At 63.7% G+C, this 23063-nt stretch carries 23 protein-coding genes; 7 read left to right on the top strand and 16 right to left on the bottom strand.

Annotation, left to right across the window (positions count from 1 at the left end; all coding sequences use genetic code 11):
• The first annotated feature begins 261 nt into the window (after positions 1-261).
• Complete coding sequence (locus tag DVU_RS10905; RefSeq protein WP_010939599.1) at positions 262-459, top strand: heavy-metal-associated domain-containing protein; 198 nt, start codon at positions 262-264, stop codon at positions 457-459.
• Positions 460-555: 96 nt separating this feature from the next.
• Here DVU_RS10905 and DVU_RS10910 read toward each other — a convergent pair whose 3' ends face one another.
• Together DVU_RS10910 and DVU_RS10915 are read right to left on the bottom strand one after the other, a co-directional pair.
• Entirely contained in the window at positions 556-1458 is a 903-nt protein-coding gene (locus tag DVU_RS10910) for an AMIN domain-containing protein (RefSeq protein WP_010939600.1), read from the bottom strand.
• Positions 1458-2174, bottom strand: coding sequence for a tetratricopeptide repeat protein (locus tag DVU_RS10915; RefSeq protein WP_049775581.1), 717 nt, complete (start codon positions 2172-2174; stop codon positions 1458-1460). The genes DVU_RS10910 and DVU_RS10915 overlap by 1 nt, the downstream gene beginning before the upstream one ends.
• Before the next feature lie 273 nt (positions 2175-2447).
• On the opposite strand from DVU_RS10915, the gene DVU_RS10920 reads away from it, so the two are divergent.
• The 4 genes from DVU_RS10920 (at position 2448) to DVU_RS10935 (ending at position 5896) form a co-directional block, all read left to right on the top strand.
• Entirely contained in the window at positions 2448-2801 is a 354-nt protein-coding gene (locus tag DVU_RS10920; RefSeq protein WP_010939601.1) for a hydrogenase maturation nickel metallochaperone HypA/HybF, read from the top strand.
• 10 nt (positions 2802-2811) lie between these two features.
• Positions 2812-3486, top strand: a complete 675-nt coding sequence (gene hypB, locus DVU_RS10925; protein WP_010939602.1) for a hydrogenase nickel incorporation protein HypB — start codon at positions 2812-2814, stop codon at positions 3484-3486.
• On the top strand, positions 3483-4364 hold the full coding sequence (locus DVU_RS10930; RefSeq protein WP_010939603.1) for an Mrp/NBP35 family ATP-binding protein: 882 nt from the start codon (positions 3483-3485) through the stop codon (positions 4362-4364). Before hypB ends, DVU_RS10930 begins: the two co-directional genes overlap by 4 nt.
• 302 nt (positions 4365-4666) lie before the next feature.
• Positions 4667-5896: a Smr/MutS family protein gene (locus tag DVU_RS10935; protein WP_010939604.1), complete on the top strand. Its 1230-nt coding sequence runs from the start codon at positions 4667-4669 to the stop codon at positions 5894-5896.
• A gap of 330 nt (positions 5897-6226) precedes the next feature.
• Here DVU_RS10935 and proC read toward each other — a convergent pair whose 3' ends face one another.
• Positions 6227-7024, bottom strand: coding sequence for a pyrroline-5-carboxylate reductase (gene proC, locus DVU_RS10940; protein ID WP_010939605.1), 798 nt, complete (start codon positions 7022-7024; stop codon positions 6227-6229).
• Positions 7024-7443: a nucleoside-diphosphate kinase gene (gene ndk / locus DVU_RS10945; RefSeq protein WP_010939606.1), complete on the bottom strand. Its 420-nt coding sequence runs from the start codon at positions 7441-7443 to the stop codon at positions 7024-7026. The genes proC and ndk overlap by 1 nt, the downstream gene beginning before the upstream one ends.
• Before the next feature lie 77 nt (positions 7444-7520).
• On the opposite strand from ndk, the gene DVU_RS10950 reads away from it, so the two are divergent.
• Complete coding sequence (locus DVU_RS10950; protein WP_164928137.1) at positions 7521-7712, top strand: hypothetical protein; 192 nt, start codon at positions 7521-7523, stop codon at positions 7710-7712.
• 282 nt (positions 7713-7994) lie between these two features.
• Here DVU_RS10950 and DVU_RS10955 read toward each other — a convergent pair whose 3' ends face one another.
• From DVU_RS10955 to dut, 12 genes are all read right to left on the bottom strand, one after another.
• Positions 7995-9545 (bottom strand): divergent polysaccharide deacetylase family protein, encoded by a 1551-nt coding sequence (locus DVU_RS10955; protein WP_010939608.1) that lies wholly within the window; start codon positions 9543-9545, stop codon positions 7995-7997.
• Between the two features lie 80 nt (positions 9546-9625).
• Complete coding sequence (locus tag DVU_RS10960; RefSeq protein ID WP_010939609.1) at positions 9626-10912, bottom strand: S41 family peptidase; 1287 nt, start codon at positions 10910-10912, stop codon at positions 9626-9628.
• A gap of 32 nt (positions 10913-10944) precedes the next feature.
• Complete coding sequence (locus DVU_RS10965; RefSeq protein WP_223294660.1) at positions 10945-12117, bottom strand: murein hydrolase activator EnvC family protein; 1173 nt, start codon at positions 12115-12117, stop codon at positions 10945-10947.
• A gap of 8 nt (positions 12118-12125) precedes the next feature.
• A complete protein-coding gene (locus DVU_RS10970; RefSeq protein WP_010939611.1) occupies positions 12126-12806 on the bottom strand; it encodes an endonuclease III domain-containing protein in 681 nt (226 codons plus the stop codon).
• Between the two features lie 249 nt (positions 12807-13055).
• The gene (locus DVU_RS10975; RefSeq protein WP_010939612.1) at positions 13056-13907 is read right to left on the bottom strand and encodes a 50S ribosomal protein L11 methyltransferase; all 852 of its coding nucleotides are present in this window, start codon (positions 13905-13907) and stop codon (positions 13056-13058) included.
• A 3-nt stretch (positions 13908-13910) separates the two neighbouring features.
• Complete coding sequence (locus DVU_RS10980; protein WP_010939613.1) at positions 13911-14603, bottom strand: amino acid ABC transporter permease; 693 nt, start codon at positions 14601-14603, stop codon at positions 13911-13913.
• A gap of 10 nt (positions 14604-14613) precedes the next feature.
• Positions 14614-15315 (bottom strand): amino acid ABC transporter permease, encoded by a 702-nt coding sequence (locus DVU_RS10985; protein ID WP_010939614.1) that lies wholly within the window; start codon positions 15313-15315, stop codon positions 14614-14616.
• A gap of 61 nt (positions 15316-15376) precedes the next feature.
• Positions 15377-16189, bottom strand: a complete 813-nt coding sequence (locus DVU_RS10990; protein WP_010939615.1) for an ABC transporter substrate-binding protein — start codon at positions 16187-16189, stop codon at positions 15377-15379.
• Between the two features lie 57 nt (positions 16190-16246).
• Positions 16247-16975 carry an amino acid ABC transporter ATP-binding protein gene (locus tag DVU_RS10995; protein WP_010939616.1) on the bottom strand — a complete coding sequence of 243 codons (729 nt, stop codon included), beginning with the start codon at positions 16973-16975 and terminating at the stop codon, positions 16247-16249.
• 409 nt (positions 16976-17384) lie between these two features.
• Positions 17385-17705 (bottom strand): hypothetical protein, encoded by a 321-nt coding sequence (locus DVU_RS11000; protein WP_010939618.1) that lies wholly within the window; start codon positions 17703-17705, stop codon positions 17385-17387.
• A 459-nt stretch (positions 17706-18164) separates the two neighbouring features.
• Complete coding sequence (locus DVU_RS11005) at positions 18165-19364, bottom strand: aspartate aminotransferase family protein (protein WP_010939620.1); 1200 nt, start codon at positions 19362-19364, stop codon at positions 18165-18167.
• A gap of 204 nt (positions 19365-19568) precedes the next feature.
• Positions 19569-20081 carry a dUTP diphosphatase gene (gene dut / locus DVU_RS11010; RefSeq protein WP_011791926.1) on the bottom strand — a complete coding sequence of 171 codons (513 nt, stop codon included), beginning with the start codon at positions 20079-20081 and terminating at the stop codon, positions 19569-19571.
• Positions 20082-20263: 182 nt separating this feature from the next.
• Between dut and glgP the strand changes: the two genes are divergently transcribed.
• Positions 20264-22831: an alpha-glucan family phosphorylase gene (glgP, locus tag DVU_RS11015; protein WP_010939622.1), complete on the top strand. Its 2568-nt coding sequence runs from the start codon at positions 20264-20266 to the stop codon at positions 22829-22831.
• Positions 22832-23063: the final 232 nt, after the last annotated feature.

Raw genomic sequence — 23063 nt, forward strand, 5'->3', positions numbered from 1 at the left:
TTCACCCGGTCGCATCGCGCGCGCAGTGTCCGGCAACGGACATCCGTGCTTGCACAGTCCAAGAGGGTGGCTATCTCTACGTTGCTTCCGCTGCTGCGAAGACTTGCCGACGAGCATAGTCCCGACCGGGACAAGCCGCTTATCCTGCCTTCGCACGGGGAAAAGAGAATGCCCGCCCCGACTAGCGAGGCTATGACAAACCCTTTTCAAGATAGCCACATTGGCGTACATGGCAAGATAATCATTATCAGGAGGAACGACATGCCCACTCTCAACGTGCAGGGAATGTCCTGCAATCATTGTAAGATGTCTGTCACCAAAGCCCTGTCGGACATCCCCGGCGTCAAGGACGTGGACGTGAGCCTTGAAAAGGCACAGGCTTCATGGACGGAGACCGCGTCGGTGGATATCGAGAAGGTCAAGGATGCCATACGACGCATAGGCTTCGACGTCGCCTAGACAACGCTGTTGACGAAACAACGATGAACCCCCGCCACGGCATTCGTGACGGGGGTTTTCTGTATCATCAACGGGGACACGCCCCGCTGCTTCAGACTACTTCACGCGGACTTCAAGGGCTCCGCCCTTCTTGACGACCTCATGCCCGTCAGGCCCCTTGTCGAGGTCGAGGACGATGCGCGTCTTCTCTCCGGGCTTGCCCACGCGAACGGCCTTGATGACCCTGTTGGAAGGCACGGTGGGCACGTTGACGGTCCACGCCCCGACGAGGTCGACGACCATACGGTCGGGTTCCTTGAGGACGAACGACTTGTACTGCGCGCCGGAAGCACCTTCAAGATGCAGCACGGCTGTGCTGCCTTCGAACTTGATGCTCGCCTTCGCGGTCTGACCGCCAGAGGTGGCCTTGGGCGCAGGTGCGGCTTCGGTCTTGGCAGCCGGGGCAGCAGCCTGCTTCTTGGCGGGCTCGACCTTGGCAGGTGCGGCCTTGACGGCTTCTGTCTTGGCAGGCTTCGGGGCTTCAGCCTTGGCCGGGGCTTTAGCGGCCTCCTTCTGCGCAGGCTTGTGTTCCGTCTTCTGCGCGGGCTTCGCGGCATGGGCAGGCTGACTGGGCACAGCCTTGGCAGCCTTGTGCGTTTCGGGCTTCAGACCGGGCTGGTCGACCAGCGGGCCCTCCTCTTCGCCCGGCTGCACACCGGCAAGACCACGCGGGTCTGCCAGCGTTCCGGCACCGCCAGCCTCACCCGCCGGGGAAAGCTCACGCAACGTGCCGTTATCGAGGGGCATCAGGCCACCGGGCATGGTGCCGTTCCCGGTCGCGGCGTTACCGGCGTCGACAGTGCCAGCTTGTTCCGTCACCTGCCCGGTGACCTCAGGGCCCGCCGTCACCCCTGCGGGGGCCGTGGGGTCTGGCTCGCCGGAAGAGAACTGGTTGACCGCAATGAGCGCCATGGCGAACAGCAACACGGCGACGATGAGCATGGCGATATTCTTGTTCATCAGCGTCTGGTCTCCTGCGTTGTCCCGGTCGTCGTGCCACCGGAACCTGCGCCCTCTCCCGCCGGACGATGCCGTTCTATATAGGCAAGGAACAGCGATGCCGGTTCAAGGTCGGGCGATATGTTGAGTGAATGGTTGAGATGCCTCACCGCCGCGTCGATGTCTCCGTCTTCGTACAAGGCGCGAGCGGCGTTGAAATGCGCATGGCTGTCCTCTGGTGACAGCGCAAGCACCCTTCGGTGAAAGTCGCAGGCCGTCTTCAGAAGCCTGCGTTTACGCAAATGGATGCCGAACTCCGTGAACAGATGCTTATGGACAGGCCCGACACCCTCTTCGGTGGCAAGGACATGCTCGAAGAGACGAAGCGCCCCTTCGCGGTCTCCGTTGCGCAATCGCGTCATACCGAGTGCGAACCCGGCGCGCAACTCATGTTCGAGTTCGTCTTCCCCCGCGTCACCGCCCTGGACGCCATCGCGGGCTGGCTGCGGTTCGAAATCCCGCAGCGGAACGGCGAGAATGCCCGGTTGCGGCTCGAAATCATCGCGAAAGGTGGCCGCGCTCACAGGCCGGACATCGCCAGCCGGCTGATAGGCACCGTCGAGCGGCTGGACGAGATAACGGTCTCCGTCATCCCATACGAACCAGTACCGCTTGAGTCGACCGTCACCGCCTCGCGGACGCGTGGCATGAACGCCGATGAAAGCTCCGGTGTGCATCGCTCCTCCCCGGCCCTGCATTGCAAGGTTCGGCAACGGAGACATACCCCTTTTCCCACCGCTTGCAAACGGGTGAGCGCTCCTTGCGCACCCTGAAATGTGACGGAACAGAAGGTGTGACAGGGCGGATGGCAGGCGGCCTTGGTGTCTGGCGGGCGGGGACAAGAGGCAGAGGGACAGGGGGAGGATCGAACGGACGGGGCGACAGGTGAGACGACGGGGGAGACGGCGGGCGGGGTGGACGCCCTCTGGCTTTTCCAGTATCCAAGGCACATGCATGAAATGTCCGTAGCCACAAGCCTTCTTGACATCGTCAGGGAAGAACTGGGCAAGCACGAGGTCGAAAAACTGCTTCTCGTGCGCGTCCGGTACGGCGCTCTTGCCAATCTCGTCCCCGAAGCCCTCGAATTCGCCTTCGAGGTGCTCACGACCGGGACGGATTTCGAGGGCGCACGGATAGAGCTTGTCCAGAACCCGGTGCGTCTGGCCTGCGGGGGCTGCGGCAGGGAGTTCGAGCCGGAGGGACGTGAACTGCTCTTCAGCCCGTGCCCCGCATGTGGCGAGGAGGTGGGTCACACCGTCCTTTCCGGGCGCGACCTCTATGTCGAACACATCGAAGCCGAATGACGGAGCCGACATGGACATTCCGGTGATTCGCAACGTGCTGGAGGCCAACGACAAGATGGCCGACCAGCTCCGCAAGCTTTTCGCACGCCACGGCGTGCTGGTGCTCAACCTCATCAGTTCGCCCGGGGCGGGCAAGACCTCGGTGCTTGAACGCACTCTCACCGACCTGCGCGACGAATTCCGCATGGCCGTCGTCGAGGGCGACCTCCAGACCGACAACGACGCACGCCGCGTCGCCGCCACGGGCGCCCGTGCCGTGCAGATCAACACCGACGGCGGCTGCCACCTCGACAGCAACATGGTGCTCGACGCCATCAGCAACTTCGACCTCGCAGACCTCGACATCCTCTTCATCGAGAACGTCGGCAACCTCGTCTGCCCGGTGGAGTTCGACTGCGGCGAAGACCACAAGGTGGCCCTGCTCAGCGTCACCGAAGGCGACGACAAGCCGGAGAAGTATCCGCTGCTCTTCAACCTTTCGTCCGTCATGCTGCTCAACAAGGTGGACCTTCTGCCCTACGTCGACTTCGACGTGGAACGGGCACGCCGCTTCTCCACCCGTCTGAACCAGAACCTCACCATCTACGAGCTTTCATGCCGCAGCGGCGAGGGGTTGGCCCCGTGGTACGACTGGCTGCGTGAGGCCCTCAAGGCCAAGCGCGCCGCAGCGGAGGCCAAGGCATGAGTGAAGCATGTTCCGGCTGCTCCAGCACGGCGCAGGGCGGCTGCGGCGGTAGCGGCGCCCAAGACCTTGAGGCCATGGCCGCACAGAAACGGCTCAAGGACAATCTCGCCCGCATCAGACACCGCATCGTCGTCATGTCCGGCAAGGGCGGCGTGGGCAAGAGCACCGTGGCGGCGAACCTCGCCGCAGGTCTCGCTCTTGCCGGCAAGCGCGTGGGCCTGCTCGACGTCGACGTGCATGGCCCGAGCATCCCGCGCCTTCTCTGCCTCGACCAGTCGAAGGTGGATGTTGAGGGCGACCTCATCAAGCCCGTCATGTGGGGTGACAACCTCAAGGTCATGTCGCTGGGCTTCTTTCTGCCGAACGGGCAACAGGCCGTCATCTGGCGCGGACCGGTCAAGATAGGCTTCATCCAGCAACTCGTCGGCGATGTGGAATGGGGCGACCTCGACTACCTCATCGTCGACTGCCCTCCCGGCACGGGTGACGAACCTCTCTCCGCCGTACAGCTGCTCAACCCCGGTGCCCACGCCCTCGTGGTCACCACGCCGCAGGCCGTGGCCATCGACGACGTACGCCGTTCCCTCGGCTTCTGCGCCGAGATAGGCATTCCCGTACTCGGCCTCGTGGAGAACATGAGCGGCATCGTCTGCTCGCAATGCGGCAACATCGAAGAGTTGTTCGGCAAAGGCGGCGGCGAAGCCCTCGCCAAGGAGATGGCCGTACCTTTCCTCGCCGCGCTGCCCCTCGACCCGCAGGTCGTCCGCAGCGGTGACGAGGGATGGGTGTACATCAAGCATCACCCCGAACGCCCCACCGCGCTGGCACTGCGTCCGGTCATCGACGCGGCGCTGGGGCTGGACGCCGCCAAGGCATAACCCGTCTCTTCTCGCTCATCCCGGGGCGGCCCGCACAGGCGGGCCGCCCTTTGCGTCCGGTCCCGTACCCGGCCCCGTGCCCGCCTCCGTGCCTGGCCCCGCGCCTTACGGCGCCCCCCTCGGCTTCAACGTATGCACCCACGCCTCCATGACGCGCACGACCGTCCATCTGTGCAGAGTGCGTCAGGGCGCGTACGTTTCCGCCATCCCTTCACCATCCCCCTGCCATCGTCTCACAGCACGCGCCGTCTTGACATGCGCCCCCCGGCGGATGAACAATCGCGCTCTTACAGGAGCCTGTCATGTCCAAGCACGATACGCCGATAGACGACACCAATCCCTTCCGCGCCCTCCAGAAACGCCAGTTTCGCGATGCGCGAACCGCCTCTGCGGAAAAGAAACCCGAACCAGCACGCCATTCGGTCGCCCTCCCCGACGACGAATCCGAAGCCTTCGCCGCAGCCATGGGCGGCGTACAGCGTCTTGATGCCCCTTCCGGCAAGGCACCTTCACCCGGCAAGGGCGGCAAGACGAACAAGGGACACAGAGAGGGCGGCGCTTCAGGTACGCCCCATGCCCCCCAGCCTGCTTCCGGCGCCGTCAATCCGGCCACACCCACCGGCCATGAGGGGACGCCCCGTGCCCGTGACGCCCATGGTCGTCCGACGCCCGCCATGGAAGCCGCACTGCGCGACAAGGCTGGCATCCAGCCCGCAGATGAGGGCAGTTTCGCACTGGGGCAGCACCCGGCGTTCAAGTCGCTTCGCGAGAATGCACAGCAAGCGGATGCGGACGTCCTGCTGCCGGAAGCCCCGCATGGACAGCCAATCCAAGGCCCTGCCAGCCATCCCGACGTGAAGACCTCGCAGCGACGCCTCGACGTGCGTGAACGTTCACGCCATGCCGTCAGCGACCACGGGACGCAACACCCCACCCGCGCGACATCCGGCGATGATGACGATGACATGTCGTTCGCCACAGCCATGCGCGGCATCACGCCCCTGTCGGGCAAGGGGCGCGAAGTGCCCCCCGCCGTGACACCGGGCAAGGCGGCGACCTCCGGACGCGACCCCGTGCAGGACTTCCTTGAGGGACGCATCGAGTTCGCCCTTGAGTACACGGAAGAATACCTCGAAGGGCATGTGGTGGGGCTGGACGAGTTGACCATCGGCAAGCTTCGCGCCGGGCAATACAGCCCCGAAGCGCACCTTGACCTGCACGGGCTGAACGCCTTGCAGGCTTACCAGTCGCTGGTCGGTTTCTTTCGCGGGGCCTATCTCAAGGGGCTGCGTACCGTGCTGGTCATTCCGGGACGTGGTCGCAATTCGCCGGATGGCCTCGGCATCCTGCGTGAGAAGCTGCAATCGTGGCTTACCCGCGACCCGTTCAAACGGGTGGTGCTCGCCTTCTGCACGGCACAGCCTACCGACGGCGGTGCCGGGGCGGTCTACGTGCTGCTGCGCAAATTCAAGAAGAGTCGCGGCAAGATACAGTGGGACAGGACACCGAGCGACGCCGACCTGTTCATGTAGCACGCCCCCTCACACACGGGACAGCCCGCCACCACAGACCGGGCGGCGACAGGTCAGCGGCGAGACATCCCCATATGGCCTGATTCAACGCCCCTGTGTAACGCGCTGGGTGCTGACTGCGGGAGGGATTCAGGGTCCCCCGCAGGGGACGGCAGGGAGACACCCCGTCCCGGCCCTTGGCCACAGATGATCGGGCCGTGCCCTCTTGCGGCCTGACGCCGATGCAACCGGAACCCATTGCCATGCCTGCGAGAACGCCCTCCGTCTTGCGACGGAGGGCGTTCTTTCAATCACATGGACGGCGCATGGACATGCACCGCACCCGACGCTCTAGCGTTCCATCTCCTGCCCACGCCTGTAGGCGGCGAGGATGGCGTCGATGATGCGTCCGCGCACGGCATCCCTGTCGAACTGGTTCATGGCGGCGATGGTGTTGCCCGCTGGCGAACACACGGCCTCGCGAAGCAGAGAGAGATGCGTACCTGATGTGGCAGCCAGCTTCACCGAACCGGCGAAGAGGTCGACCACCATGTCCGTCGCCTCATGACGCGGAAAGCCCAGCGTCACCGCAGCCTCGACCACGGCTTCCATGAAATGGAAGACATAGGCCGGGCCACAGCCCACGACCGCCGTGAAGGCGTTGAACTTCTCTTCAGGCAGCACCAGCACACGGCCAAGCGCCTCGAAAAGCTCCTTCACGAGAGTGCGGCGTACCTCATCGAGGGTCGCGTCCTCGAAGCACAGGGCGAAGACGCCCGCCCCCACCATGGCGGGGGTGTTGGGCATGACGCGCACCACAGGACAACGCCCGCCGCTCATCTCACGCAGTGAGCCGACGGACACGCCCGAGGCGATGGAGACCACGACCTTGCCGGAATCGAGTTCCGGCATGGCCGCACCAAGCACCGCGCCGACCTGACCCGGCTTCACGGCCACGAGAACAATGTCCGAAGCGCGCACGGCGGCGGCGATGTCAGCCACCCCTTCGACGCCCGCGTCGGCAAGCGCAGCCAGCTTGGCGCCCGTGGGGTCGCAGCCGACAAGACGCAGTCCTTCACGTCCGGAAAGCCCGCGCAGAATGGCGGAGCCCATGTTGCCGCAACCTATGCAGCCGAGTGTTGTTTGCATTAGCCTACGATCTCCAGCGCGTTGAAGAAGTACGAGATCTCGAACGCGGCGGTTTCAGGGGCGTCGGAACCGTGAACCGAGTTGGCCTCGAGGCTCACGGCGTACTTCTTCCGGATGGTACCTTCCGCGGCATTGGCCGGGTTGGTGGCCCCCATGATTTCACGATACCGGCTGATGGCATTCTCGCCTTCGAGCACCGAGCAGACCACCGGGCCGGAGCACATGTAGGTGGTCAGGCTATCGAAGAAGGGACGCTCACGGTGCACGGCATAGAAGCCTTCGGCCTGCGCCTTGGTCAGATGGATCATCTTCATGGCGACGACCTTGAGCCCTGCGCCCTGGATCATGGCGAGGACCTCGCCCTGCAGATTGCGCTCTACGGCGTCGGGCTTGATGATCGAAAATGTACGTTCAACCACGGTACTACCTCCACTTGCAGTTCGGACGACCCGCGTCAACGGAACAGGACGCGTCGTCCGCTAGGGGTTGCACACAGGTGCCATTCACCTGTGCGTTACAGGGGCGCAACGGGATTCCCGCCCGTGACGCCCGTACATCACCACACATGCGACCCGGTCGACGCGGCACGTCAGTCGGCTTGCCCGACATCAACGGCATCATCGACGTCCTCGACATCAGCGGTATAGGTGTTCCGCTCCTCAACGGCGCACCCGTCGCCTTGTGGTGACATGATTCGCTATCCCCCCACCCGCAGGGGGGAGAATCCGGCGACGGCACACCGCCGGAGGGCATGAAACATCTGATCAAAACCGTAGTGCCAGTGGCTTGCCTCTACACCTCACGCCGGACACCCGCCGTTCACGCGCAGGTCATGTCGCACAGGCCGCCACATCCGGCGTCGGCGTCCGGCGTCGCCCACAACGCCCGACAGCTGCATCGCCATCTGCATCGGCCTCTGGCATGAGCACCCGGCACAGCATCCGGGAATGGCCCGTCTCTCCGGCACCTGTCATCGGCGCGCAGTCGTCTCCGCATCAAGCAGCTGACGCATGGTCACGATACGCACCGACTTGTCGCGCGTACGCTGCCACTCCTTGAGTGCCGCCACTGTCTCGGCGAGAGGATGCCCGATGGCGACAGCCACGCCCTGTTCATGGGCTACGCGCGCCGCCTTGTCGAGCTGGAACATGATGTTGCGCTTGTCGTGGATGACATCAAGGAACACGTTGCGCTTTCCGGCGGGCAACCCTGCCTTGCGCGCCTCACGATAGAAGACCGACCCGGAATGCGTCACGCTGTCGAGCACGAAGAGCCCCTTGCCCTCCAGCGCGTCACATACGGCGCGTACGCCACGGGTGTCCTGCGTGAAACGCGACCCCATATGGTTGTTGAGGCCCACGGCGTGGGGTACCCGGGCGAGGTTGTCCCGCAGCGTCGCCTCTATCTCGTCACTGCCCATCCGTACATAGATGGCACCCGGCCCCGGCTTCACCGACGGATACTTGAGCGGTTCCATGGGCTGGTGGATCATCACCTCACGTCCGGCGCGGTGTGCCGCCTCCGCAGCCTCACGCGCATGCGAGCTTCTGGGCCACACCGCGAAGGTGACGGGGTAGTCGAGCTTCAGCAGGTCACGCACCGCCCCCATGCTCTCGCCTATGTCATCGATGACGATGGCAAGCAACGCGCCTTCCACCGGGGTTCCGGGACGGGGCTCTTCCACCGACTCATACAACGAAAGGGTGATCTCATGCGTGAGCACCCCGCCCACGTAGACCTCAATGAGGTCATCGGCCTTCTTGCGCATCTGCGCACGCTCGGCCCATACGGAAAGAGCTTCGACGAACGCCTTGACGAAACGGTCGGGGGCGTCGCCGACACCCAGTGTCATCTGCTGGAAATGGTAGCTTTCGCCCTGTTCGTTGCGTGTCTCGACGCTCGCGATGCGCAGCCTCTCCCGCGCGATGCCGAGACGCACCAGCGTCTGCACCAGCGCGTAGTCGACCTGCTTCACCCCTTCTTCCAGCGGGGCGTCGAGGGATTCCTCGTAGGGCAAGGCCCCGGCGTTGACCGGGGCACGCACCGCGCCCTCACCGTCCACGGCGTCGGAAGTGGCGTTTCGGGGCACGGACGGCGCGGCCTTGTCCGCGTCCCCACCCGGTGTCGAGGCATCAGACTGCGCGTCGGCGTGTACGCCCTTACCGGTCGTCCTTGAGGCTTCACCCGACTGCACCTTCCCGGCTGTGGCGGAAGGCTGCGCTGGCGTCGGCCTCGCGGGAGAGGTTGCCGCGGGGGTCTTCTGACGTTCGGTCTTCGAGGGGGGTACGGGCCGTGTGGCATCAGCCCCGCCCTGCCACAGCCAGTACCCGGCCATGACCGTGAAGACGAGGCACAGCACCCCCATGATGACGATGACAAGTCGCGTCAGGGTCTTCTCTGTAGCTGCGGGGGTCTTGCTTCCCTTGCGGGTGCCAGACTTGGTGCCACTGCCGCGTGAACGGCCTGACGTGCCGTCTCCCTTGGCTGTGCTGCTTTTCTTCTGCGGGCGTTTGGCGGCCATGGTATCCCATACGGAAGGAGGGCGCGGTCACCCGCGCCCCTCCGTATCTGCGTCTCGCACACCGTCTTCCGGTATGCCTTCTAGCGTATTTCCTTCAAGGCGGGCAGCCGCTTCACGAACTGCAATGCCATGCGCAACTGGTTGTCGCGTTCAAGCAGGTCACGCACCTCGTCAGACTGGTCGTTCTTGCCCTGCTTGCCCCCGGCACCGTTCTCCAGATGACGCGAAAGATCCTTCTCCCGCAACATGTTGAAACGCTGCATGGGTTTGGCGTCGTCCTCACGCGGGGCTTCGAAGGGAATCTCAATGTCAGGGTCGATGCCCTCGGCCTGAATGGAACGGCCATTGGGCGTGTAGTACAGTGCAACCGTGAGCTTGAGTCCCGCGCCGTCGGAAAGCGGGATGACGTTCTGCACCGACCCCTTGCCGAAGCTGCGTTCACCCACCAGAAGCGCGCGCTTCTGGTCGCGCAGGGCCCCGGCGACGATCTCCGAAGCGGAGGCAGACCCGGCGTTGATGAGCACCACCATGGGCGCGGTCACGTCGGTGGACTGCGCCTTGGCGTTGTACTCACGCCCCGTGTCGTCGCCGCGCCCGCGGATGGAGACGATGCCCCCGTCACGCAGGAACACGTCGGACACGCTCACGGCCTGGTCAAGCAGACCGCCGGGGTTGTTGCGCAGGTCGAGCACCACGCCCTTGACGGGCCCGCGCTTGTTCGCCTCGCGCAGTGCTTCCAGCAGGTCGCTGGTCGTACGTTCGCTGAAGCGGGTGAGGCGCACCCACACGTACCCCTGCTCAAGCTGCTTCGACTTGACGCTGACGAGGGGGATGGCGTCGCGCACGATTTTCACCGTGCTGGGGGCCTTGGCTTCGCGATGCAGGATGAGCAGTTCCACTTCGCTGCCCTTGGGCCCGCGAATGCGCGATACGGCCTCCTGCGTGCTCATCTCCTGCGTGGGCTGCCCGTCGACGGCGAGAATGAGGTCGCCCGCCTTGAGTCCCGCCTTGAACGCAGGAGTGTCCTCGATGGGCGACACAACGGTGAGTTGCCCGTTCTCGCTGGATATCTCGATGCCGATGCCGAAGAACTCACCAGAGGTGGTCTCCTGCATCTCCTTGAATTCTTCCGGGGAGAGGAAGGTGGAGTGGGGGTCAAGCCCCTGCAACATGCCCTTCACCGCTCCGTTCATGAGGTCCTTGCGGGGCACGTCGCGCACGTAGTAGCGCTCGACGATGTCGAGCACCTGACTGAAGCGCTTCAGCGCGTCATACTTGGACTCTTCGGTGGTCGCGAAGACTGCTCCACCTGAAAAGGCGACCGCGGCACACAGGCCCAGCGATACCACCCATAACGTAACGCGCATACCGATGATCCTCCGAAAGCCAGATAACGTCGCTAGTTGGCCCTAGTTAACCACCCATCAGGGTTAATGGCTTTTTGATGAAAACGCAATTCGAAATAGACTCCGGGCCCGTCGGCACCGGGGTAGAAGCCCGCGGCGCCCACAGCCGCACCCGCCCCCACCTCCTGTCCCACCCGCAGGGGGCTGTCGGCAAGGAACGCGTAGAGCGTGTAATAGGCCTTGTCGTGCATGAGAATGACCACACGACCGAAGCCGCGCAACACGTCGTTATGCACCACCTTGCCCCACGCCACCGCACGCACGGGCGTGCCCTCGCGCAGGGCGATGCCCACGCCGCGCACCGGCGGGTTGGCCTCCGGCGCCCAGCGGCGGACCACCCGCCCTTCCGCAGGCCACGGCAGTCTGCCCTTCATCTTGGAGATGTCGCGCCCCGCCATCTGCTCAAGGCGTACGTTGAACTCCTGTATGAGGGCCAGCACGTCGCGCAGTTCACCTTCGGCATCCTGCTTCTCGCGCCGCACGTCGGACAACTGCTGCCTGAACCGCAACTTGTCCTGCAAGAGGCTGTCCCTGTCCGCGCTGATGCGGGCCACCTGCGTCCGCACTTCGGCCATGAGGGTCTCGCGCTTCTCAAGCGAGGCGGAGATGGCCTCCTGCTGGTGACGCAACTCGGCACGATGCGTCTCTATGCTGCGGTATATCTCCTGCGTCCACGTATATTCGCGTTCTGCGGTCTGCCAGTCCTCGATGTCGCGCCCGCCGGTACCCTCCTGCCGCACGTGCAGGGGCCAGAGCATGGACATGAGCCGTGCGAGTTCGGCCTCTGACGCATCACGATCCTTCTGGAGGCGTTCCAGTGCCTGACGCACATCACCCACAGCCGACTCCAGCAGCGCGAGTTCAGCCTCCTGCTTCGCCACCTTGCTCTCCAGCAGGGCGATACGGTCTTCAGCGGCGGCAAGATTGGCGTTGAGCGAACGCTCTTGCGCAGAGAGTCTGGCGAGGCTGTCGCGACGGGCCTTCTCACGGGCACGCTCTTCACTGATGGCCTCGCGTAATTCCTTCTCACTGGACGGGGCGGCATGGGCAGGTGTGACGACAAGGCAGCACAGTGCCACAAGAAGCAACGCCAGCCATACCGGGGCCGAGGGGGCCGCATGGCCTACGGTCAGACCGTGCCCCATCAGGCCGCGCGTCCCTAGCACTCGCACCCCTAGCACGCGCACCCTTCCATGAAGGGACCGAGAGGGCACGCCGCGCAGTCGGGACGGGACTTGTGGCACCACCCTTTGGCCACCCGGACGATGAGGGCGTGGAATTCGTTGTAGAGCACCGGGTCGGGGTCGAGAACATCCATGAAGAAGTCACGCATCTCGTCGTAGTGGACATCCTCGGGCAGAAGGCCGTGCCGCGAGAGGATGCGACGCGTGTACGCATCGACCACGAAGGAGGGATGCCCGAAGGCATAGAGCAGGATGGAGTCGGCAGTCTCCGGGCCGATGCCCTTCACGGACAGCAGGCGCTCACGCAGGGCGTCACCGTCCTCCCCGGCAGACGCCGAAAGCGCGTCGAGGTCGCCCGCGCAGGCCTCGTCGAAGAAGAGCATGAGGTCACGCAGACGGGTCGTCTTCATGCGGAAATAGCCCGAAGGCCTGATGCAGGCCTCGACCAACTGGGGCGAAGCGGCGAGAAGCGCGCCCACATCCGAGAGAAGACCGGCATCACGCAGGTTGGCGATGGCCTTCTCCACATTGCCCCACGCCGTATTCTGGGTGAGCACGGCCCCTATGGCCACCTCAAGGGGAGTCTCGCCGGGCCACCAGCCGCTTGGGCCGAGGCGGGCAGACATCGCCGCGTACATGTCAAGGAGAAGTCGTTGCCTGTCGCTTCGCATGACGGGACTCTAGCCGTTACGACAGCGCATCGCAACAGACGGGACTGACAGGACTGACGACAAGAGCATACATGGCAAGGTGCTGGAGATGGGACCGGACAGCCCGACACTTCACGACGGGACTGCCGGACGGGTGAAGACCGAAAGACCGGCGGCAGGCATACCACGTATGCCGCAGGGCCGCCGCGAGGTGCAGGGGCGGCTACACGACTGGCGGGCGTGAAGTTCCCCCCACGCCCGCCACGAACGCTATTCCCAGACCAGCGCGGCCCACTCGCCATCGATGATGCGTCGGGCCGGGCCGAGGCCCTGCGCCCTGTAGGCGGCCTCGACGCCGTCGGCCTGCACTTCGAGAAGCCCGGAGAGGACGAGGCAGCCCGCGTCACCCTTGAGGGCCGTGATGTCGGCGGCAAGTTCCTTCAGCGGCTGCGCGAGGATGTTGGCCAGCACCACGTCGAAGGTGCGCCCGCGCACGACTTCGGTGCTGCCCGCCATGACGTCGAACGCCTCTGCCACACCGTTGATGTGGCGGTTCTCATCGGCGTTCTCCACCGCGAGGGGGTCGATGTCGGTGCCTGTGCCGGAAAGTCCGAGCAATGCGCAGCCGATGCCGAGAATACCCGACCCCGTGCCGAGGTCGAGAAAGCTCATTCCGGCGCGGATGCGACCTTCCGCCGCCAGTTGCGACACCACGCCAAGGCAAAGGGCCGTGGTAGGATGGTGTCCGGTACCGAACGCCGTCTTGGGTTCGATGACGATGGGCATGCGCCCTTCGAGAGGGGCACTGTCGCGCAGCCACGGGGGAATGACCAGAAAGTGCGTGCCCACGGGGACGGGTGTGAAGAACTCGCGCCACGAGGCAAGCCAGTCGGCGGCCTCGACGTCTTCACGGTCAAGCAGGGCGTCGGGCAGGAAGGCCCGCACGTCGGCCACGAGGGCTTCTATGAAAGGGGCGTTCTCGCAGTGGACGCGCAGACGCACCTCTCCGGTGGGCAGCGATTCCTCTTCCCACCCGAAGGCGACCTTCTGCGAAAGAAGGCCCGAGGTGAGCTCTGCGCTTTCCTCGGGCACGATGATGTCAAGTCTGTGTAGTTGCGGCATGGCTCATGTTCGCGCCTGATACCGCGCCATCTGCTTTTCAAGCCGTCGACTCGTGGCCGTGAGCACCCAGCAGATGACGAAATACATCAGGGCGATGGTCAGAAAGATTTCAGTCGGCGCCGTGAGCGTGCGGTTGTTCACCTGCGTCGCGGTGCGGGTCAGTTCCGATACGCCGATGATGTACGCCAGCGAGGTGTCTTTGGTCAAACTGACGAACTGGTTCACGAACGAGGGAATCATGTTGCGCAATGCCTGCGGCAGGATGACGAAGAGCATGGCCTGCGTCTTCGAAAGCCCCGTACCGCGTGCGGCCTCCATCTGTCCTGCGGGCAGGGCCAGCACGCCAGCGCGCACTATCTCCGCGATGTAGGCGCCGGTGAACACGATGAAGGCGATGAGGGCGCTCTCCGCCTCGGGCAGGGTGTGCCCAAGAGCGATGGGAGCGAGAAAATAGAACCAGAAGATGAGCATGAGCAGCGGAATGCCGCGTATGACCTCGACATACACGATGGCGGGGGCGCGCACCCACCATTTTTCCGAAAGGCGCATAAGGCCGAAGGCCAGACCAAGCCAGAAGGCCCCGAAGATACCCCCTATAGCGAGGAGGATGCTCATGGCCATGCCACCGAGAGGCCCGTCGGGGTACGACCCGACGAGCAGATAGTTCATATTGTTCCAGACGACATCCCACTGCATGGTGCACCCCCTAGTATTTGATCGTCCGCAGGAAGTGCGTGTTGTACAGGTTGATGAGAAGCGAGACCATGAGCGATATGCACAGGTAGATGAGCGTGCTCACGGTGAACGCCTCGAAGCCGTGGAACGTGTACGACTCTATCTGGCGGGCCATGTAGGTGAGTTCCATGACACCGATGGTCATGCACAGCGAAGAGTTCTTGAACAGGTTGAGCGCCTGCGAGATGAGCGGCGGCACGATGATGCGAAAGGCCTGCGGCAGCACGACGTAGGACATGGCCTGCATGAACGACAGGCCGCATGCGCGTGAGGCTTCAAGCTGCGTGCGGGGAATGGAGAAGATACCGGAACGTATCTCTTCGGCGATGAACGCGGCGGTATAGACGGTGAGCGAGATGACCCCCGCCGCGAATTCGAAGTTCTGCTTGTACAACCACTGGTTCACGGCGTCGGGCAATACGGCGTCGGAACCGAAGTACCAGAAGAATATCTGCACCAGAAGCGGCGTGTTACGGAAGAACTCCGTAAAGGCAACGCTGAACCACACGAAAGGCCGTACGCCGGAAAGGCGCATGACGGCGATAAGCGTACCCAGCAGCATGGCGAGCACGAGTGAAAGGCCTGAAAGCTGGCAGGTGGTGATGACCCCCTGCACTATCCAGTCGAGACGCTCACCCGAGAGAACGAGATTCCAGTCGAACGTGTACTGCAATGCGGTATCCACTTGAACCGGGGCGCGGTCGACCCGCGCCCCGGGAAAGGTCGGTCATGCCTCAGGGCCAGACTTCCATCTTCCACTTGAGGGGGATGAAGTACTTGGTGTCCTTGCCGAACCACTTGTCGTACGACTTCTGGTAGGCACCGGTTGTCCACATCTCCGCAAGGCTCTTGTTCACGAAGTCGCGGAACTTCGAATCGTTCTCGACCAGGCCGAGACCGTAAGGTTCAGAGGCGATGAAGTCGCCCACGATGTCCCACTTGTCAGGCTCGGGGTCGGAATTCTTGAGGCCCACGAGGATGGGTTCGTCGGTGGTGACGGCTTCGGCCTTGCCCTGCTTGAGGGCGAGGAACGCCTGCGGGTACTCGTCGAACGACACCACCACGCAGTCGGGCTGGGCGGCCTTCATGTTCTTCTCGGAGGTCGACCCCTTCACGGTGGCGACCTTCTTGCCCTTGAGGTCGGCCGCGGACTTGATGCCACCGCCCTTCTTCACCAGCAGGCGCTGACCTGCGTCGAAGTAGGTGATGGAGAAGTCGATCACGTCGTCACGCTCGAACTTGTGGGTCATGGTGGCAGCCACGAGGTCCACCGAACCCTGCGTGAGCATGGGGATGCGGGTGGCGCTGGTCACGGTCTTGACCTCCAGCTTCACCCCTGCCCTGTCGGCGATGAACTGGCAGATGTCGACGTCGAAGCCCACAAGCTGCTTGGACGTCTCATCGATGAAACCGAAGGGCACGACGGAGTCTTTCACGCCGCACACGAGCGTGCCGCGCTGCTTGATCTCGTCGAGCTTGCCGGCATGGGCCACCGCTGCGGTGAGAACCAGACCGAGGGTCAGGGCCAAAAGCAACAGACGCTTCATGATGCTCCCTCTCTGCTACGGGTTGCGGGAGAAGCTCTCCCTGTGAATCCGCTCCGTCTACAGTATCTCGCGCAGGAACGCCTTGGTGCGCTCATGCTGCGGGTTCGAGAAGAAGATGTCCGGCGGGGCCTCTTCGACGACGTTGCCGCCGTCCATGAAGATGACCCTGTCGGCGACCTCGCGGGCGAAGCCCATCTCGTGCGTGACGCAGAGCATGGTCATGCCTTCGCGTGCGAGGTCTTTCATGCAGTTGAGCACTTCGTTGATCATTTCCGGGTCGAGCGCGGAGGTGGGTTCGTCGAAGAGCATCACCTTGGGCTGCATGGCAAGCGCACGCGCGATGGCGACACGCTGCTGCTGCCCGCCCGAGAGTTCGACCGGATACTTGCCCGCCTGGTCGTGGATGCCAACCCGTTCGAGAAGTTCCATGGCGACGGCCTCGGCCTTGGCGCGAGGCATCTTGCGCACCTTGATGGGCGCGAGGGTGACGTTCTTGAGAACGGAAAGATGCGGGTAGAGATTGAACTGCTGAAAGACGATGCCCACCTCGGTGCGCAGGTCGTTCACATCCACGTCCTTGTCATGGATGCTCTTGCCCTCGAGCAGTATCTGCCCCTTCTGGATGGGTTCGAGCCTGTTGAGACAGCGGATGAACGAACTCTTGCCGGAACCTGACGGGCCGCAGATGACGAGCACCTCGCCCTTCTCGACCTTCTGGGTGATGCCTCGCAGTACGTGGAATTCACCATACCACTTGTGGACATCGTGGAACTCGATCATGGCCATATGGTCACTTCCGTGGGCTTGGTCGATGCGGTGGCGGCGCGCAAGGGGCCGCGCTCCGAACCGGGGGTATGCTTCCCCCGACGCAGGAGATGGCGTCGCAAGAAGCACGGGTGCACACGTATCGAGGCACTCGACCCTTGCCGCCATCGCCGGGAGTCAGGAGCATCTGACGTTTTTTCGTAATGACAACCAAGCTGTAGCGGAGCCTGCGACGCCGTGTCAATAGCGCGTTGTGACAAAAAAGTAATTCAAGGCCGATCAATCGCATTTCAGCCGAAATATGCACCATGGCCGAAGCTGTCACACAACAACCCGGTTTACCATGTGAAAACGACAAAAATACGAAGGTCGGAAGCAGCGGCTCGCTCGCTTCCGACCTTGACTGATTTTACAAACAAGACAATTCGCCTCACACGCTCATATCGAGAAAGGTACCTTTCCCCGTCCACGGCATGAGCACGCTCTTGTTGAAATTGTAGTCCTCCGCCATGGCGGCGGATGAACCTGAACCCGCGAGAACAGGGCCGTTCAGGCGGTCAAGGGTCGATGTCACCACCATCGCCCCCATGGTCTGCCTGTCCATGGGCATCGAGTCCGGGGAAGCGGCGACCGCAGACATGCCACCTGCACCGCCGGCACCCTTGCCGGAAGCGAGAGGCATCCATGAAGACTGCTGGTTACCGGCAACCGCCGCACTCCATCCTCCTCCCGAAGAGATAGCATCGAGCATAGCCCCCTCCCTTTTGCAATTTTGAAAACACGCATGACGCCCTATACGGGACTGTTCCGATTGTACGACGGGGGCACCCCTGCGGACATTATTTTCACTGACGCCCGCCCGCCTTCATCGCGCCCGCTAGGGGATGATACCGCTGCACCTGAATGCTTCTGGGTGCTTCTGCGGAAGGCGTTGGCAGATGGAGGCGGCATATCGCGCCGACCATCGGTGTCGGTGATGGCTTCGGGCAGATTCGGCCAGATCTGGAAGGTTGCGGAAGGATGGGTATAGGCCAACGACGGTGGTATAGGTATGAGAGGTAACCCAGTCCATGAAAAAGGCACTCGCCCACGGCGGGAGTGAATCCCGCCGTGGGCGAGTGCCTTTCGCTGCCCGCCGCCCTTCAGGCGGCAGCACAAACCGGGGCGACTCGCGTCGCCCCGGTTTGACTATACCACGATATGATGTCGCCTAACGGCGTGCGAGGATGTCTTCGAGGGTGTCGGCAAAGGCGGTGAGGTCTGCCTCGTCGATGGTCAGGGCGGGCACGAGGCGCAATACCTTCTCCTGCGTGTTGTTGCAGACGAAGCCGCGTGCCACCAGTTCCTTCCACACCTCCTTGCCGGAGAAGGTCAGCACGATGCCTATCATCAGGCCATAACCGCGCACTTCCTCGATGGTTCCCGGAAGCTTCGCGCCGATGGCCCGGAAACGCTCCATGGCCCTACCGCCCACGGCGGTTGCGCGTTCATCGAGACGGTCGCGCTTCATGATGTCAAGGGTGGCCGCCGCCACGGACGACACCAGAGCCCCTGCCCCGAAGGTCGTGGCATGGCTGCCCGCCACGAAGCCCTGCGCCACCTCGTCGGTGGTCATCATGGCCCCCATGGGCAGTCCATTGGCAAGGGCCTTGGCCGACGTCACGATGTCGGGTTCGACACCATAATGCTGATGCGCCCAGAAGCGACCGGTGCGGCACAATCCGGTCTGGATTTCGTCCACCATGAGCAGCACGCCCTTCTCGCGGCAGAGGTCGGCCACGGCACGGGCATAGTCCTGCGTCATGGGACGCACACCGCCCTCGCCCTGCACCATCTCGACCAGCACTCCCGCAGTGGCGGGGGTGATGGCGGCCCGCAAGGCGTCGATGTCGCCCCACTCCGCCTGCCTGAAGCCGGCGGGCATGGGTGCGAAACCGTCCTGAAAGCGCTCCTGCCCGGTGGCAGCCACCGTTGCCAGTGTGCGCCCGTGGAACGCGCCGGTGAGCGTGACCACTTCATGGGCGTCGACGCCACGCACGCGCTGCATGTAGCGACGTGCCAGCTTGATGGCCGCCTCGTTGGCCTCCGCGCCGGAGTTGCAGAAGAACGCCTTGGTGCAGTGCAGGGTGGAAAGGAGCTTCTCCGCAAGGTCGAGTTGCTCTTCCTGATAGAAGAGGTTGCTCACGTGCACCAGCTTGCGTGCCTGCCGCGCCATGACCTCGGCGAGTTCAGGGTGACAGTGGCCGAGACTCGTGACAGCGATACCTGAAAGCAGGTCTATGTATTCACGCCCCTCATGGTCCCACATGCGCGAACCCTCGGCCCGCTGCACGGAGATGGGATATCTGCCATAGGTGCGGCAGAGGAGCGATTCTTCACGATTCTTGAGTGCTTCGAACGAAGTGGTCATCATAGACTCCTGAACTATGAGGTTCATACGCGCCGCGCGGTCGGCACCATGGGATGCCATCCTCTCGCGTTGTGGCGCGGTCATCGGACGATGCGGAAAAGGCGACATGGCGCAGGCACGATGCACGGCGGGCAAACCCGCCATCCTGTCGTGTCCTCGGGGTCGCGTCCCTTCTGGACGGGCCACAGCCCGTCGCGGACGCGCCTAGATGCGGCCCGTGTGTCCGAAGCCGCCTGCACCGCGGTCTGTCTCTCCAAGGCTTGCGACCTCTTCGAGAGCCACGCGGCAGAAGGGCTGGAACACGAGCTGCGCCATGCGCTCGCCTCGTCGGAGTCGACGGGGTTCGCGCGAGGTATTGAGCAGCGAGACGATGATCTCGCCACGATAGTCGGGGTCGATGACGCCCACGCCCTGACTGACGGTGAGCCCCATGCGCGCACCCAGGCCGCTGCGCGAATAGACGAAACCCGCCATGCCCTGCACGAGCGGTTCGACAGCCACCCCGGAAGGGACCATGAACCGTTCACCGGGAAGGAGCGTCACCTCGGCAGCGTCGAAACAGGCCCGCAGGTCGAGTCCGGCCGAACCGGGGGTGGCATAGGCGAGGCCGCTGCCGGATTCGGCGTCGGCGGTGTAGAGGGCGCGTGCGTCGCGCAGATAGAGCACCCGTACTCCCGGCATGGAGGGGGAGAGCACATTTTGGCACGGACTTGTCACGGGGGTGCTCCTGTGTAAAGACTAGTTGAATCTGCGAAGCCTGCGCACGAAGACCTGTTCCTATGCCAGACGGGGGTGCAAGTCAAAACCGCAGCGCGATTATCATTGCCCGCCGTCTGACGGTATCCGACAATTCCCGTAGCATCCCCTTTCCGCCATCATCGCCGACAGGAGGCGTGTCCATGCAGCCACTCAAGGTGTTCAGCGTCGTCCCGAAGCTCCCCGAAGGTCTCGAAGGTCTGTGGGAACTCGCCTACAACCTCTGGTTCTCATGGAACGAGGAGATTGCGGCACTCTTCTCGCAAATCGACCAGCAACTCTGGATAGAGAGCTACCGCAACCCGGTGTGGTTTCTGAACCATGTCCCGCAGAGGGCCCTTGAGACGCTGGCACAGGACGCCCTCTACAAGTCCCGCCTGCGTGAGGCCGTGGCACGGCAGCGGCAGTATCTTTCGCGTCCCGCATACACCCTCAAGGGTGATGAAGGGGGCGAAGGCATCCGCGTCGTCTACTTCAGCCTCGAATACGGCATCTCGCTCTGCCTTCCCATCTATTCGGGCGGACTCGGCATTCTCGCTGGCGACCACCTCAAGTCGGCCAGCGACCTCAACGTCCCCCTTGCCGCCATCGGCATCGCCTACCAGCAGGGCTACTTCCGGCAGTACATGACGCCCGACGGCTGGCAGCAGGAACGCTACCCCAACTACGACTTCGAACAGATGCCCATGCGCCCCGCCCTCACCCCCGACGGGCAGCCCGCCGTGGTGCACCTCGACATCGGCGACCGCCCGCTCAAGGCCCGCATATGGCGCGTGGACGTGGGGCGTGTGCCACTTTACCTGCTCGACACCAATATCGCCGAGAACCCGCCGGACTTCCGGCAAATCACCGAACGCCTGTACGGTGGCAACAACGAGATGCGCCTCTGGCAGGAGATGCTCATCGGCATCGGCGGCATCAAGGCGTTGCAGGTGCTCGGCATCTCGCCCAAGGTCATCCACATGAACGAAGGACACTCGGCCTTCGCCGGTCTTGAGCGCGTCCGCCTGTTCATGAAGGAGCACGGACTCTCGTTCGAGGCCGCCGTCGAGGTCGCCGCCGCGGGTTCCATCTTCACCACCCACACCCCGGTGCCCGCAGGGAACGACCGTTTCGCCCCCGACCTCATGGCCCGCTATTTCGAACCGTACGCCAGCGACATGGGGCTCGCCTTCAAGGTGTTCATGGCACTGGGCCGCGAGGTGCCGCATGACGACAGCGAACCGTTCTGCATGCCCGTGCTGGCCCTGCGCCTGTCACGGTTCAACAATGGCGTCTCCAAACTGCACGGGCGCGTGTCGCGCAACATGTGGAAGCGCGTGTGGAACCAGTTCCCCGTCGAGGATGTGCCCATAGGAGCCCTCACCAACGGTGTGCACGCCCCCACATGGGTGGCCCCGGACATCGGCCTGCTCTATGACAGGTACCTTGGCTCGAACTGGCGCGAAGACCCCGACAGCAGCCGCGCGTGGAGCCTTGTCGATACCATCTCCGATGCGGAACTCTGGCGCACCCATGAGCGGCTGCGCGCCCGCCTCGTCGACTTCGCCCGCATGAGACTGCACAGGCAGCTGGCGGCACAGGGGGCACGCAGGCAGGACATCCAGATGGCCGAAGAGGTGCTGAACCCCGAGGCCCTCACCATCGGCTTCGCGCGGCGGTTCGCCACCTACAAGCGCGCCAACCTGCTGTTGCAGGAACGTGACAGGCTCATACGCCTTGTCACCAGCACCGACCGTCCGGTGCAGTTCATATTCGCGGGCAAGGCCCATCCGCAGGACCAGGAAGGCAAACAACTCATGAAGGAGCTCATCGCGCTGTGCCGCAGCCGCGAATGCCGCATGAGCATGGTCTTTCTGGAAGACTACGACATGGAGGTGGCCTCGCACCTCGTCTCCGGCTGCGACATCTGGCTCAACAACCCGCGCCGCCCGCTCGAGGCCTGCGGCACCAGCGGCATGAAGGCCATGCTCAACGGCGTCATGCAGTTTTCGACACTCGATGGCTGGTGGGACGAGGCATACAGACCCGACAACAGCCTCGGCTGGGCCATCGGCAAGGGAGAGGAATACGAAGACCCCGACTATCAGGACTTCGTCGAGGTGCAGACGCTCTACAACATCCTCGAGAACGACATCATCCCCGACTTCTACGACCGCGGGCACGGCGGCATTCCGCGCACATGGGTACGGCGCATGAAGGCTGCCCTGCGTGAACTGGCCCCGGCCTTCAACTCGCACCGCATGGTCATGGACTATGCCGGCACCGCCTATGCCCCGGCCCTGCACAACTTCAATGAACTGACGCAGCGCGACTTCGCCCCGGCACGCGAACTCTCCGAATGGCGCATGGACATCATGACCAAGTGGAGCATGCTGCAGATACGCAACGTCCGCGCACAGCAGGCCGATACCCTGCACGTGGGCGACGCCCTCACCGTGGAAGCGGAGATACTCCTGAACGGCATCGACCCCGGGCACATCCGGGCCGAGATTTACGCCGGACATCTCAATCAGGACAACAGCTTCGCCCATCGTGAACTCAGCCCGATGCAGCACGTGGGACAGACCGACGACGGCTGGCAGGTCTTCCGGGGCACTACGGCCCCGGCCGAGGCGGGCCGCTACGGGTTCACCGTGCGTGTGTGCCCCACGCATCCCCGGCTGGCCGACCCGCACTCGCTGGGCCTCATCCGCTGGGCGGGGGTCTAGGGCGCGGCGACACCACGCCTCGCCCGTTCACACAAGACACGAAGGCCGTCTCCGCCAAGGAGGCGGCCTTTCCGCGCACGGACAGGCGCCCTGCGACACCGGAACACACAGGCCGCCCAGAAACGATATGCTCCTCTACGCCTCCGGCAGAGGCATGACGAGACGCACCGACAGCATCCGACATAGCCCGTACATACCGACCGTGCGTCTCACTCTGACGCAACGCACTCGT

It is taken from the genome of Nitratidesulfovibrio vulgaris str. Hildenborough (assembly GCF_000195755.1).
GTDB lineage: Bacteria > Desulfobacterota > Desulfovibrionia > Desulfovibrionales > Desulfovibrionaceae > Nitratidesulfovibrio > Nitratidesulfovibrio vulgaris.